The 13,331-nt window shown below is 49.5% G+C and carries 11 protein-coding genes; 8 read left to right on the forward strand and 3 right to left on the reverse strand.

The features are described from left to right. The first annotated feature begins 18 nt into the window (after window positions 1-18). Complete coding sequence (locus tag CBR65_RS17475) at window positions 19-1,026, forward strand: Gfo/Idh/MocA family protein (RefSeq protein WP_087468044.1); 1,008 nt, start codon at window positions 19-21, stop codon at window positions 1,024-1,026. Between the two features lie 116 nt (window positions 1,027-1,142). On the opposite strand, the gene pelA is transcribed toward CBR65_RS17475, so the two are convergent. Further along, a complete protein-coding gene (gene pelA / locus CBR65_RS17480; RefSeq protein WP_087468045.1) occupies window positions 1,143-2,330 on the reverse strand; it encodes a pectate lyase in 1,188 nt (395 codons plus the stop codon). 257 nt (window positions 2,331-2,587) lie between these two features. On the opposite strand from pelA, the gene CBR65_RS17485 reads away from it, so the two are divergent. After that, on the forward strand, window positions 2,588-4,012 hold the full coding sequence (locus CBR65_RS17485; RefSeq protein WP_087468046.1) for a hypothetical protein: 1,425 nt from the start codon (window positions 2,588-2,590) through the stop codon (window positions 4,010-4,012). Between the two features lie 34 nt (window positions 4,013-4,046). Here CBR65_RS17485 and CBR65_RS17490 read toward each other — a convergent pair whose 3' ends face one another. After that, entirely contained in the window at window positions 4,047-5,486 is a 1,440-nt protein-coding gene (locus CBR65_RS17490; RefSeq protein ID WP_087468047.1) for a rhomboid family intramembrane serine protease, read from the reverse strand. Window positions 5,487-5,698: 212 nt separating this feature from the next. Between CBR65_RS17490 and CBR65_RS17495 the strand changes: the two genes are divergently transcribed. The 6 genes from CBR65_RS17495 to CBR65_RS17520 all read left to right on the forward strand — a co-directional run bounded on the left by CBR65_RS17495 (window position 5,699) and on the right by CBR65_RS17520 (window position 12,080). Continuing rightward, the gene (locus tag CBR65_RS17495; protein ID WP_087468048.1) at window positions 5,699-7,039 is read left to right on the forward strand and encodes a 26S protease regulatory subunit; all 1,341 of its coding nucleotides are present in this window, start codon (window positions 5,699-5,701) and stop codon (window positions 7,037-7,039) included. Further along, complete coding sequence (locus CBR65_RS17500; protein ID WP_087468049.1) at window positions 7,036-7,422, forward strand: hypothetical protein; 387 nt, start codon at window positions 7,036-7,038, stop codon at window positions 7,420-7,422. The genes CBR65_RS17495 and CBR65_RS17500 overlap by 4 nt, the downstream gene beginning before the upstream one ends. Window positions 7,423-7,436: 14 nt before the next feature. Continuing rightward, window positions 7,437-8,378 (forward strand): lipopolysaccharide assembly protein LapB, encoded by a 942-nt coding sequence (locus CBR65_RS17505; protein WP_087468050.1) that lies wholly within the window; start codon window positions 7,437-7,439, stop codon window positions 8,376-8,378. 283 nt (window positions 8,379-8,661) lie between these two features. After that, a complete protein-coding gene (locus tag CBR65_RS17510) occupies window positions 8,662-9,507 on the forward strand; it encodes a CPBP family intramembrane glutamic endopeptidase (protein WP_087468051.1) in 846 nt (281 codons plus the stop codon). Window positions 9,508-9,565: 58 nt separating this feature from the next. Beyond that, window positions 9,566-9,895, forward strand: coding sequence for a YnfA family protein (locus CBR65_RS17515; RefSeq protein ID WP_087469143.1), 330 nt, complete (start codon window positions 9,566-9,568; stop codon window positions 9,893-9,895). Window positions 9,896-10,079: 184 nt separating this feature from the next. Beyond that, the gene (locus tag CBR65_RS17520) at window positions 10,080-12,080 is read left to right on the forward strand and encodes a S9 family peptidase (protein ID WP_157672134.1); all 2,001 of its coding nucleotides are present in this window, start codon (window positions 10,080-10,082) and stop codon (window positions 12,078-12,080) included. Window positions 12,081-12,161: 81 nt separating this feature from the next. On the opposite strand, the gene CBR65_RS17525 is transcribed toward CBR65_RS17520, so the two are convergent. After that, window positions 12,162-13,331: a tyrosine-protein phosphatase gene (locus CBR65_RS17525; protein WP_087468053.1), complete on the reverse strand. Its 1,170-nt coding sequence runs from the start codon at window positions 13,329-13,331 to the stop codon at window positions 12,162-12,164.

Below are 13,331 nucleotides of genomic sequence, written 5' to 3' on the forward strand. Positions count from 1 at the left end.
AAGCGGAGAGGAAGCCTTATGCGATACATCATTGTGGGCACGGGTAATATCAGCAATACCTATGTGGCGGCGCTGCAAAAATTATCCGGTAGCGAATTGATCGGCGCCGTCTCCCGCTCGGAGCGACCCTTACGCACGGCGCCTGGGTTACCGATATGGAAAAGTCTGGCGGACGTGGATCAGGCATTTGATGCGGTAATTCTTGCTACGCCCAACGGCTTGCATCACCAAGGCGCATTGCAGGCGGCGGCTTTAGGCAAACATGTGCTGACGGAAAAACCTCTGGATATCTCCCGCGCAGCCATGGACGAGATGATCGCCGCATGCGCCTCAGCCGGTGTGATATTAGCGGTGTGCTACCAGCGACGTACCAGCCCGGATAATCAAACCATTAAAAAATTGCTCGCGCAAAACGCGTTCGGCAAAATCTTTGCGGCTGATTTATCGGCGAAATTTTTTCGCGATCAGGCTTATTACGATAGCGGCGCTTATCGCGGTACCTGGGCAGTGGATGGCGGTGGTCCGTTTATGCAGCAGGCGTGTCATAACATCGATATCTACACCTGGTTTTTTGGTTTACCGGCGAAGGTGAGTAGCGTACTCGGGCGCTTTGCCCATGAGATGGAAGCGGAAGATCACGGTGCGGCGATCTTGCAGCACAGTAACGGCATGATCGGGACTATCATCGCGTCTACCGCCGCGCGGCCCGGCTTTGCTGCTCGCCTGGAGGTGCATTGTGAGAAAGGCAGTTTTACCCTGACTGATGATCGCATTACTTTTTGGGATATCACCGGTATCAGTAATCCCGCCGATACACAATTCAGTTACGCGCACGATGGTGCAACCAGCGCTGCTGTTACCGATACAACGGCACACGAAACAATTATCCGGGATTTTGAAATGGCTGCACGTACGGGCAGTGAACCACTGGCCAGCGCAGAATCCGCGCGATTAACCACAGAATTAATTTTACAAATCTACGCCAACGACACCGCCAAAACCATCAGCACACGTAGGTCGGATTAGCCAAAGGCGTAATCCGACACCACGCCCTTTCCATGCGAAAATTTTCTGTACTTGCGAGTGTATTGTCGGATTACGCCTTGCGGCTAATCCGACCTACAAGTGAAATGTGGTTTGGGTTATTGTGGGTGCTTTTTTGCCCACTTCGCGTATTTCTTTAACACTTTGTTGGGCGCGGTGGTAAACCAGGCGTAGCCGTCGAGGCGCTCTTGCGAAACCTGCCCGATGTCGTAATACACGGACCCGTCGCGATCACCGAAAACCGGGCGATTGGATTCGAGATCGACAAAGCGTGACCACATGGGTTCGGCGTTGGCATCGGCGGTCAGCACTTTGTCGCCGCGCTTCCAGGTGTAGCCAATAATGTCGTTCGCTTTATACCAGGCCGCAGCGGAATGAATAGCGTTAACCAATTCTGCCGAGGGGTTTTCAACTCCCATTAAAAATTCCAACATGGCGACGCTTTCCGCTGTGGACAGCGCAGCCATTTCATAAGCGCGGGCCTGGGCCGGCTCCAAAGTTACCGCATCGTGTTGTGCGCCCCAGATGCTCAGTTTTTCCCCTTGACGTACCTGTGTTTTCAATACGCAATCGATGGCCTTGTCGAGCGCTGCCGTGGTTTTTTCCTTCACGTCAGGCGACACAAACGCGAAGGCGCCTTCGCCCTTATTCACATGGTCCAATAACACCATGATGTCGCGCATCAAGGCATCGTTATAGGTGATGTGATCGTGATAGCCGCCCACCAGCGGATAATTTTGTGGCCAGCCGCCGTTAGGGTATTGCGCATCCAGTATCAAATTGATGCCTTTATAAAACGCATCGGCATATGTTGGTTTTCCGGTGGCAGTGTAAGCCTTGGCCAGTAAATCCAGTTGCGTGCTGGTGGCTGCGTTATCAAAGGTGGGAATGTAATGCGCTTCAACGCCAAACGCTTCACCGGGCTGACGCGGTTGCTGGCTCATATCGGTGCGCTTGGACCAACCGCCAGAGGGCGTCTGGAAGGACACCAGAATGTCGGCAATGCGTTGGCCTTCGGCTGTCTTGAACCAGTCCACGGATTGCTTCGGATCGAAACCGAATTCTTTGGTATAAGCCGGGGTTTTGGGTTCTTCTAATCCCTGCGCGGCCAACTCGGCCTGTATAAATTTGTCATCCACTTTCTTCCAGTGTGCGGAGCGCGCGCGGTACTCGCTCATGTCGAGCTGACCTTGGGCGGCATCGGTAGCGGATGGGGAGGATGATGTGCAAGCGTAAACACCGGCGAGGCTAAGCAGCCCGGCCAGAAACAACGGGAGTTTTTTCATGGATGTGTACCTTTGGTTTTTTTGCCGCCTCGGCGGTGCGAGGCCCGATCGATGGTTGATATTGTGGCGGCTTGTTATCAGGAGTGCGTCATGGATCGCGCTCCAGCTCTCTCAGTCGTTTTTTGAAAAAACGACTTGTGCAGTGTAGCAGCCAATGCCGGCGGATGCAGGTTTGGAATGGCTGCACTGGTGTCGCACCAATCATTGGGGCAGAATGAGCCATCTCCCGACCTGCCTTCATCTAGCAAGGAGCCCTCATGGCAAAGCTGTACTGTAATTATTTCCCCGACCTGCCCGCGAGTTGGCTGTGTAACCACTGCCATGCGCAATACAGCGAGCGCTGCATTCCCGCCGGCCACAGTGCGCACTGGGGGCGAAGAGGCCCGCGCTGTATCCTGTGTAACACCGAACTGCGTTATCTTGGTAGCGCCACCGGCGCCAAGCCCTTTTGGCAAATGCTGCCGCACTTTTTTCATTATCCGCTGCATATGAATAGCCTGATTGTGATTGTCGGACTGGCGCTGGGCAGCCTGTTACTCGGGGGTGGATTGTTTACGCTGTTTCTGGTGCTCTTCGGGTTAGCGGTGATGATCAAATACAGCTTTGCCATCATCGAACAGCGCGGCAGCGGTGCCTCCACCCCGCCGGGTGTGGGAGAAGTGTTGAGCAGCGATCAGGATCACCTGTTTTTAAAACAGATGGCGGTGCTGTTTTTGATGGGTGTCATCGTCGGTCTGGCGTATCAGGTTGGAGAGTTAGTGGGGATTTTGGTAGGCGGATTTATTACGTTGGCGATGCCCGCCAGCACCATGTTGTTGGCGGTGGAGAAGTCGGTTGGGCGCGCCTTGAATCCTCTCGCCCAATTGTCATTGATGACCGCTGTGGGTTGGCCCTATTTATTGTTATGGTTTTGCGTGCAGATTATTTCTGCCGGGCCCTATTACGGTTTTGAATTGCTGAGCGGCAGTTTGCCGGATATTTTGTTAATGCCGCTGCTGGTGGCGATCAGTGTGTACTTCACCTTTGTGTTGTACACCATGTTGGGTTATGTCTTGTTTGAATACCAACATGAATTGGGCTTTGAATCGGCAGTGGATGAAGAGCCGATGGAAGCCGATGAATTTGAAAAAGCCAAAGCCCTGGGCGAAGTGGCGGTATTGATCAAAGAGGGCGATTACATTCGCGCGCGTACCAGTCTGCGTAAAGCGCTGGATGTGGTGCGCGATGATATCGAGCTGCACCAAAGCTATCACAAATTATTGATGCTGCTGGACGACGATAATGCCTTAACCAATCACGCCCAATTTTTTATCGAGCTGACGCAGCGGAAAAATATGTTAAGCAAGGCTGTGCCGATAGTGCTGGATATACAAACCCGTGTGCCGGGTTTTCAATTGGAAAGTACCAAGCTGGGATTGGATCTGGCGCGCTTGCTGCAGCAACAGGGTAAGCACCGCGCGGTGGTGCGGTTGTTTCATAACCTGCATAAAACCAAAGGCGAAGACCCGCATCTGCCCGCGGCCTATTTAATTGTGGCGAAGATTTTTCATGAATATTTAAACGATGATGCCAAGGCAAAAGCGCTGGTGGAATTTTTGTTGAAGAAGTATCCCCACGCTGCGCAGAAAGCGCAGTTGTTGCAGATTCTTGAATCGATTGATAAGACGGCGTTGCCAGGTTAGGTAGAGTGCTTCTGTAGGTCGGATTACGCTGGCGCTAATCCGACCTACGGGTCATGTCAGCGAAGGTTTTGGCTTTTTCCAGTTGCTGGTTTCGTTGGTAGTATTGAGCCATTTGCTGAAGCAGTTTGGTCAGTGCCGGGTTGTTTACACCTTGCTGTTGGGCGCGCAGCAAAAATGTTTCGGCGGGTTTGATTGCGTTGGCTTGCCAGTATTTATAAGCCAGCGCCAGCGAGATGTTGCCGGTTAACGCCGGTGTTTGCGCGTGGAGTTGGCGATATTGTTGCAGAACCTCATCAATCATCGCTTTCCATGCGGCATAGGGTGTTTCTTTGGCAACAAACTGTTTCAACACCGCAAATACCGTTTCATGGAATTCCTTACTTTGCGGCTGACTTTTCGCCAGGTCGTAGCGCAACCGCCAGGGGCGCGGGTCGAGAGGTTGCTGTTCGCAGGCTTGCCGTGCCAGCATCTTTGCCTTGGGAAAATCCAGCGCGGTCATAGCTTGCTGGATACGTTTTAGTTTTTGTTCGTTGACATCATCCTGAATTTTTTCTTCCTGCACTTCCGAAAATTCCTGCTGGGTTTTACGGGCCAATAGCATCATGCCTGCTCCGGCCAACAAACCCCCGATATGCGCCCAATAGGCAATATTGGTTTCGGTAAAAAAGTGTCCGTACAACTCTTTGGCCAACCACAGCGGCAGAATAAATAACGCCGGTGCGCGGAATTCGCCGAAGTAAACAAATACCGTATAGAAGAAACGAATCTTACGCAGGCGATAGAGCGCGAGGTACATGCCCATCAGCCCGGAGATAGCTCCGGAGGCGCCTACCACAGGAACATAGGAATCATGATTAAAAGCAAGATGTAAAACATTAGCGGCTAACCCGGACGCGAGATACATACCCAAATACACATGGGGTCGCAACACGGTTTCCAAGGTAAAGCCGAATAAAAACAGGAACACCATATTACCAAACAAATGGTCCCAGCCGCCGTGTAAAAATTGGCTGGAGATAAACGTAAAGGGTTTGGCTTCCGCTGGCGTCATACCACCTTCAATGCTGCTCAGACGGTTGCGCTGCTCTTCAAATGCCCGCCGATGTTCCGGCCAATCTGCATGCTCTTCCGGTATGGTGATGCGAAAATCCCGCCAGCCTTCATGCAGGTAATGATCAAAACCACGATCAAAGAAAATCCCTTGCATCACGTAAGCGTCGCGCTCGGCAGCGCTCTTCAGTTCGGCCAGCTCATCCTGCAACTCGGGGTAGGCGGTTCTGCTGTAATCGAGAAAATATTCCCGTTCCCGTTCCAGCAATTTATGTTGCTGATAGATACGCGCTGCTTCCTGGGCAATCGCATTGTCGTTGCCCTGGTATAACAGAAAGATCAGCAGATTCAGCAGGATAAGGGCGATAGTAATAACCGGCGGTTTGGACCATTCCGGTTTATTTTCGATGGGGATAATCAGCATAGCGTGCGCGATCCACTGCGATAGGCGTAAAGGAGGCTAACTATCGCTAGCGTTGCACGTTTTTTCAAGCAATTTTTTAGTGTGGCTAGCGAGCGGCTACTGGCATAGCTATTAATACTGCTATTATGCAGATCGTTTCGGGTATGCTGCATACGCGTTAACTCAGTAAGCTTTTTTAATTTTTGTGCATTTATGGAATAAGGACAAGCTTCATGTTTGATGAAAGTGCTCTCGACAACCTTAAAAAGGCCTATCAAGCGGCGCCCTCCAAAGAACTGGCTTTTATTCTTCTGCAAACATTGGTCAGGAAAAACGATCTTGCAGGAGCCGGGATTTACCTACAGGCGCTGGCGCATTCCCTTGACGATGAGCAAATTCGTGAGCTCGCTACCCATGCACCGCAAACCGATGGCGATGAGTGGCTGGCCAGCCTTATTGACCGAGAATCCCCCGCGCAATTGATAACGCTCGCTCGCTGGCGTCTGAAGCAGGGGCGTACCGCCGAAGGGAAAAGCCTGTATTTGCAGGCGTTAGCGTTACAGCCTGAGTTGGAAACCCGTGAACTCAATCAGGATTTTGCATTGGACGCGGAGCAGGATCTCAATGCGCAGCAACAGGATCGACGGCCCTTGTTGAAGGTTGTTGAAAAAGCCAAGGTTCACGACCTGAGTGAGATCATTGCCTACCGTGAAAAAACCACCAATTTTGCCGATGTGGTGGGTCTGGAAGACGTAAAGAAGCAGGTTAACAAACGTATCATCATGCCGTTTCAAAAGCCGTCGCTATTTCAGAAATTCCGCAAAAAAATCGGTGGGGGCGTTTTGCTGTATGGTCCGCCGGGTTGTGGCAAGACGTTGATCGCGCGCGCAACGGCAGGCGAATGCAATGCCCAGTTTTACAATGTAGCGATCTCTGATGTGCTGGATATGTATATCGGCGAATCAGAAAACAAATTGCACGCGATTTTCGAGAAAGCCCGCGAGCAAACGCCGTCGGTAATATTTTTTGACGAAATTGAAGCATTGGCCGGTAAGCGCGAACATGCCCGCGACAATTCATCGGCGAAACTGGTAAGCCAATTTTTGTCAGAGCTGGATGGCTTCTCGCAGAATAACCAGGGAGTGTTGATCCTTGCATCCACCAACGTGCCTTGGGCGATTGATCCCGCCTTCCTGCGCCCCGGTCGTTTTGATCGCATGTTCTTTATTCCGCCGCCGGATAAAGAAGCGCGACTTGAAATACTCCAGCACCATTTAAAAGATCGACCGATCGATAATCATCTGAACCTGGAAGCCATCGCCGCGAAGACCTCCGGTTATTCCGGAGCCGACCTTGCCAATATTATTGATATGGCCGCCGATGAGGCGATTGATGATTCGCTGGCGAGTGGTGAAGAAAAAAATATTAACCAGCAACATTTGGTGCAAGCACTGTCGGAATCCCGTGCGACGACCCTGGAGTGGTTAACCACCGCGCGTAATTATGCGCGTTACGCCAACGATGGCGGTCGCTATGACGACGTTGTGGCCTTTTTGCGGAAGCATGGAAAATGAAAACTATGTACCAGATTGTTGATGAACCAAAACCGAAAGCGCTTTCTTATTTAATTGTGCCGCCGATCGTTATCCTGTTGGTGGCATTTTTCCTTAACCCCTATTGGGCGGTGCTGTGGTTAATTGTTAATAGCGTCCTGCTCGGCTCGCGCACCTTATGGAAAGAGGTTGGCATCCTCGCATTGGGTTCTGCACTGGCATACGGTTACCTCGTCGGTCTGGGGTCGTTATTGGGTGCCGGATATTTTGCGGGTGTTGAAGAGGCGCCGCGTTATTTTTCCATCATCTATCGCGGTATTTGCTACTTCTTTTTGTACTGGGCGATCTTCGTGCAGAGTCAGTCTTACGCGATCTTTAAATATTGGCAAACCGAACAGGATTAACAGGGATTCACGTCATGTCCGATATAACAAACGTTTCCAACCAACACCGTTACGAACAGGTTCTGCGCTATCTGCATCATGGCCAGATTAAACTGGCTATCGAAGGTCTGCGGGAATTATTGGGCAATGATCCCAATCAATCCCTCTATCACGCGACGCTTGCCTTGTGCCTGATGGATGCAAAAAGAATTTATGCGGCAGAGATTGAATCTGCTGAAGCCTTGCGTCTCGATCCGGCCAGTGCGTATTCGCATTACGTCTCGGCGGCGGTTTTACTTAATCGCAACCAACCCAAAAAAGCGCTCGCCGCGTGCTTGACGGCCTTACAGATCAATCCTGAATATCTTTCTGCCATCCTGTTGTGCGCGCGCATTCACAACGCGCTGGGTGATAAAAAAGCACATCAGGCCTTGTTGGATAAAGCCTTGCAACTCGATCCGGAATCGGTTGAAACGCTGGTAGCTTATGGAGAATATCATCTGGCAGCTAACAACCTGCCAGCGGCGCAGGATTATGTGCAGCAAGCATTGGCCATCAGCCCGGAAGATGAGTCTGCGCATCTGCTGGCTGGCGAACTCGCCTTGAAAGCAAAAGACACCAGAGAAGCGCACTATCATGCAGGCTACGTGATTCGCTATAACCCGGATAACGAAAATGCATTGTTGCTGATGTGCAACATCAAGATGCGTGAGAATTGGTTAATGGGATTGTGGTGGCGCTTTAATTCCGCACTGTCCGGCATGAGTCATTTGCGTGCGGGGTGGATATTAATTCTTGGTTATTTATTATTTAACCTTGGCTCTGTGTTTTTAAGCCATATGGGTTACCCGGCGCTCGGCAGCATGGTTACCTTCGGTTGGCTTGGGCTGGTACTGTATTCCTGGTTTGGTATTCCGATCTATCAAAAGATGCTGGCGAAAGAGTTAGAGAAATTTCGCTTCAATAATGACTTTTGATCTGCGCGATTTTTATTCGTTTTTTTTGAGTGCAACCTGCTTGGTAGATACTTCAGGGTTAGTAAAAAACTAACCCTGAAGGTTCCGGCGACTAATGACGCTGTCCAGCAATTAAACACCTGAAGCAAACCCGCACCAGCACTCACTGTGATGCAGTTACCAAAAGTTCATACACAACTTTATGCACAGCTTCTGTGGATAATCACTGTTGATGACTTGATCAACAGCGACCTTTACTTGATCATTCTGCTGACTTTCTGCACACCGACAAGGACTCTCCGGCATGTCTATCTGGTTTACCTACCTCGCCTGCGTATGCATGGCATTGTCTTTTATCGCGGTCTGGTCGCCCTGGCGTTTTTATCGCCAGCCACTGTGGTTCTGGCTGCTGATCTTTACCGTGCTTCTGGCTTTGCCCGCGCACTTATTAACACCCCTGGCATTGGTGTGGATAAGCATAGGCGTGGCGGGTTGTTATTGGGCGCAGCGGCACGCGCCCTGGGTAATGATTCCATTGGCGGTTTATCTGTTTGCTATGGGATTAGGGGTACTGCCTGGGTTTGCGCGCGTCACCTTGATTGAACCGATGTTGATCGGGAACGGAGCAACGCCATACGGTTTGCGCATCGGCCTGGCCAAACCCATCGCCGGTTTGTTGGTGCTCGGTTGGCTCGCATCGCGTTGCCCATCATGGTCTGCGGTAGGGCGCCTGGCTTTGCGTTGGCAACAGTGGTTGCCGCCAGCCGTTATCGTGATACTGGTTGCCTGGTTATTGGGGCTCGCGGTGGATGTGAAATACCTGTGGTGGACACCGTTGTTTATTCTTTTTAATACCCTGTTTACCGTACTGCCGGAAGAAGCATTTTTCCGCACATTTTTTCAACAGCCATTGGAGCAGCGGTTTGGTAAAGCCTGGTGGATTTTGTTAGTGGTGGGCCTGCTATTTGCCTTGGCTCATGTGGTACCGGTGAGTGTGGAATTGTGGCGGCCGTTCACGGTGATCGCGGCAGCGGGTGTGGCATACGCCTGGGTTTATCGGCAAGGTGGGCGCGTTGAATCCGCGGTGTTGACGCATATGGCGGTGAATAGTTTGCACTTTGTGTTGTTGGTGTATCCGTTGGGGTTTTAGGGAAAACTGAAGAATATTTTTTGATTGATTGATTGATTGAACGGATGGATGGGTGATTGTGGATATATTGAAGACGTTTGGTTTGTTTGTGCTGACGGCCATTGCTGAAATTGTCGGGTGCTACTTGCCGTATTTGTGGTTGAAGCAGGGCAAAAGCATCTGGCTGTTATTACCGGCGGCGGTTTCCCTGGGATTATTTGCCTGGTTATTGTCCTTGCATCCCACAGCAGCAGGTCGTGTATATGCTGCTTACGGGGGAGTCTATATCTTTGTCGCCATTCTCTGGCTGTGGGGCGTAGATGGCATTCGCCCCGGCGTGTGGGATGTGGTGGGGTCAATGGTCGCGTTAACGGGGATGGCAATTATTATGTTTGCTCCCAAAACTTGAATTATTAAATTATTGTCATCAAAGGCAATTATTTTTAAGCTGGTGCATAGGGCGTTCTCCGGGACAGCTGTACTGAGCGGCTAATTAAAGATAGCTGATTTTACGAACAGTAGATGGCGGATATTCTGACAGTCATTATTTAATACTGTTATTTGAGATTAACATTATTGCGGGATAGATGATTATGCTGGGACGATTTTGCTTGGCCGTTGTACTCCTTTTTGCAAATGCGACAAACGCTGAAACACCAACAAAAATAGCGAAAGAAAAAAGAGATCCGGCAGCTATTCTGGCAGAGGATTTTTTTACCCCTATTAATGAAAGAAATTTTCGTTTATCACCTGATGGAAAATATCTAGCATTTTTCAATGAAACAACTAATGCGTACACGCTGACAATAACGGATCTTGAAAAGCTGGAGGTCATCCACAACTTCGCTATTAGCTATAAATCGCCAAGCAATCTCACATGGATTAGTAACCGTCGGCTGATCTTTGGCGTTAATGGCGCCATCAATTCAGTCAATCTTGATGGAACCGATCTTCGAGTTCTTATCAGTCATCTCTACGAGCCCGAGAATATAAATAGTTATAGATCTTTGGTTAACAATTTTCGTTATTGGTCGCTAATGGATTCACTGGCCGACAATCCTGACGAAATACTGGTTTCTTCATATGATAAAAATGGTTACGCCAACATTCATCGTATTAATGTCTTTACGGGAGACAAAGAAGATCTATATGTGGCCAGGGAACTCAAGGCTGGTCGCCTTTATACCGATAGAAATGGCAATGTTTTATTGGCTGAGAAAGTTAAAAAAGAGGTTCGTGAATTTTACAAACTCACTACTAGCAAGAATGACAAGCCTATGCTTGCCAGTATCGATATTGCCAATCAGGTATATGATCTCAGTTATGACGCCAAATCTTATCTGGCCAGGCAGGTGATTGTTAACGGCTTTGGTTATGAGAAGGATGTTATCTACCTGTCGGAGAATGTTACCGGGGATCGGTTCAGATTAGTAAAATATAACTATGTTACCAATCAACATGACGTCATTGCCAATGATGAAATTTATGATGTAGGAACTGTTAATGAACATGTAGACCTCATGTTTTTCCACAAGGAAAAGAAGCTTGTCGGCATTTCCTACCAAGCGGACAAACCTAAAACAATCTGGTTTGATGAGCGATTTAAGGAGTACCAGCGGCGTCTGGATGCGCAATATGTGGGGCGCATTAACGAGATCTTTGATTGGAGTGAAAATGCTGACCGACTTCTTGTGTATAGTTGGAGTGCAAGATCCAGAGGCAAGATCATCATATTTGAACCTGAGTCCAATCGCTTTATCCTGCAAAGTCACTTTTCCACTGATCTTGATCAGTATGCATTAGCTGATAAAGAAATTTATACCTATCCAGCACAAGACGGTACTGTTATTCGGTCTTATCTAACCCTTCCGGAAAAAGATAAAAAAGGCAAGCTTCCGCTCATTGTGCTGCCTCACGGCGGGCCTTTTGTACGGAGCGAATATACATATGATGGTTTCGTGCAGTATTTCTCAAGTCGTGGCTTCGCGGTAATTGAACCCAATTATCGGGGGTCGGTGGGGTTGGGGAAAACGCATCTGGTTTCTGGAAAGCATGAAATCGCGAACCTGATGTTAAGTGATATGGCAGATGGTGCGCGTGCTTTAATAGCGCAAGGAACAATAGACCCAGGTCAAGTTTATATCCTTGGTTTTAGTTATGGCGGTTATGCAGCCATTATGAGTGCGCTCAAATATCCTGATCTGTACAGTGCTGCAGTATCCTATTCTGCCCCTCTTGATCTGGTCGCCCAGCTTAAGTATCACAAGAAAGAAGATCATTGGTTTGCCTATGAGTTCTGGAGTGACGTCATCGGCTTAAAAACGAAAGGTAAAGACCACATTAAATCTCTATCTCCGCTTCATCGAATGGAAGAAATTAAGGTGCCTTTATTAGTTTTTCACGGAGAGTTGGATACCATCATCCCCAAGGATCAGCCTGAAGCGTTTAAAAAAATGGTAGAGAAGAAAAAATTAACTATTCCTGTCACTATTTTGAAATCTGAAGGACACGGCTTGGGTCTGGTGAGTAGCAAGGTATATTTTTCTGAAAAAGCCATTGAGCATTTTAAGCGTCATAAAAAGAACGATCTGTAATCTATAAGCGGTAGTATCAGTAGGATATGGCGTAGGTCGGATTAGCCACAGGCGTAATCCGACACCACTTTTCAACACGGATTAATTCGTTACATACAACTCACGCAAGCGCTGCAATTCTGTTTCACTCACTGCCAGTTCTTCGCGAATAAAATTCATCGCGGAGCCGTGATTTTTTTCCAGTTCGGCAAACATGGCCTCAATAAACATCGGGTCCGAGCCCATAAATACCTGGCGGGCTTCAACCGGCATGGCAGCTATACCAGCGTGGGGGGCTTGTTTGTCATCACTGATGTTGGGTTTGTTGCGCGCGTTGCGCATTTGCTCCCGCGCACCGAAGTCTGCCACTTTTTCAGTGAGGGCATAGTCCTCTACCACGACGTTGCGCGGCACATCCAGGGCGGTAAGAATCAATGCAGCGGCCATGCCGGTGCGGTCTTTTCCTGCGGAACAATTAAAGGCCAAGGGCGCTTTGCCGGCGGCGAGGTCGTCGAACATTTCACTTAACTGTCCTTTAAAGCGGTATGGGCCCTGGCGATAAAATTCCTTGAACATGGCTTGCGCGTCCGCCGTTGTTTTTACCTGATCAAAACGCAGGGCGCCCTCGGCGGAAATCAAATCGCGCATGGAATAATCCACTACCAGATATTTAGCTTGTGGTGCGAAGGATTGCCAGGCAGTCGGTTCGTGTTGCAGTTCTTCGCGAGAACGAAAATCACACATCACGCTCAGGTTAAGTTTACCAAGGTAGGCGTAATCGTCAGTGGTCAAATCCACCATGGTGCCGCTGCGATAAATCTTGCCCCACTTCACGTGCTTGCCGTCAGTGGTGGCGTAACCACCGAGGTCGCGAAAGTTAAATCCGCCTTGCAAGGGCAATACTCGCTCGCCGACCCAATGGCCTTCGCCCTGTTGCGGTTGCACAAATACATATTGGCGTTGGTCTGTATCGCGTGCTAACAAATAACTGTTGCCGGTTATACCGCGTGCGATTAATTTTTTAGCACTGGCATCCGGCGCATCTGCGATAAAAATATCTACCGGGGTGTTGCCTTCAGCAAATGACCAGGAGACTAATAACGAATCCTGAAGAAAAGGTTGTTCCTGCGCAACCAGTGTCAACTCACTCAGTGACGCCGGCTGTTGTTGTGTCTGTTGCTGCGTCTGCTCCAGGGGTGAGTTGCAGGCGCTGATAAAAAGCAGCGATGACAGCGCGATAGTTTTGTAACTCTGAATAATATTTTTCATCAT

The sequence above is a fragment of the Cellvibrio sp. PSBB006 genome (assembly GCF_002162135.1).
In the GTDB taxonomy this organism is placed as follows: domain Bacteria; phylum Pseudomonadota; class Gammaproteobacteria; order Pseudomonadales; family Cellvibrionaceae; genus Cellvibrio.

What these genes read in the sequence shown, in the direction of transcription:
- CBR65_RS17475 (WP_087468044.1), top strand. Translation starts at nt 19, where the DNA reads ATGCGATACATCATTGTGGGCACGGGTAATATCAGCAATACCTATGTG.
- pelA (WP_087468045.1), bottom strand. Translation starts at nt 2,330, where the DNA reads ATGAAAAAACTCCCGTTGTTTCTGGCCGGGCTGCTTAGCCTCGCCGGT.
- CBR65_RS17500 (WP_087468049.1), top strand. Translation starts at nt 7,036, where the DNA reads ATGAAAACTATGTACCAGATTGTTGATGAACCAAAACCGAAAGCGCTT.
- CBR65_RS17485 (WP_087468046.1), top strand. Translation starts at nt 2,588, where the DNA reads ATGGCAAAGCTGTACTGTAATTATTTCCCCGACCTGCCCGCGAGTTGG.
- CBR65_RS17520 (WP_157672134.1), top strand. Translation starts at nt 10,080, where the DNA reads ATGCTGGGACGATTTTGCTTGGCCGTTGTACTCCTTTTTGCAAATGCG.
- CBR65_RS17490 (WP_087468047.1), bottom strand. Translation starts at nt 5,486, where the DNA reads ATGCTGATTATCCCCATCGAAAATAAACCGGAATGGTCCAAACCGCCG.
- CBR65_RS17505 (WP_087468050.1), top strand. Translation starts at nt 7,437, where the DNA reads ATGTCCGATATAACAAACGTTTCCAACCAACACCGTTACGAACAGGTT.
- CBR65_RS17495 (WP_087468048.1), top strand. Translation starts at nt 5,699, where the DNA reads ATGTTTGATGAAAGTGCTCTCGACAACCTTAAAAAGGCCTATCAAGCG.
- CBR65_RS17510 (WP_087468051.1), top strand. Translation starts at nt 8,662, where the DNA reads ATGTCTATCTGGTTTACCTACCTCGCCTGCGTATGCATGGCATTGTCT.
- CBR65_RS17525 (WP_087468053.1), bottom strand. Translation starts at nt 13,331, where the DNA reads ATGATGAAAAATATTATTCAGAGTTACAAAACTATCGCGCTGTCATCG.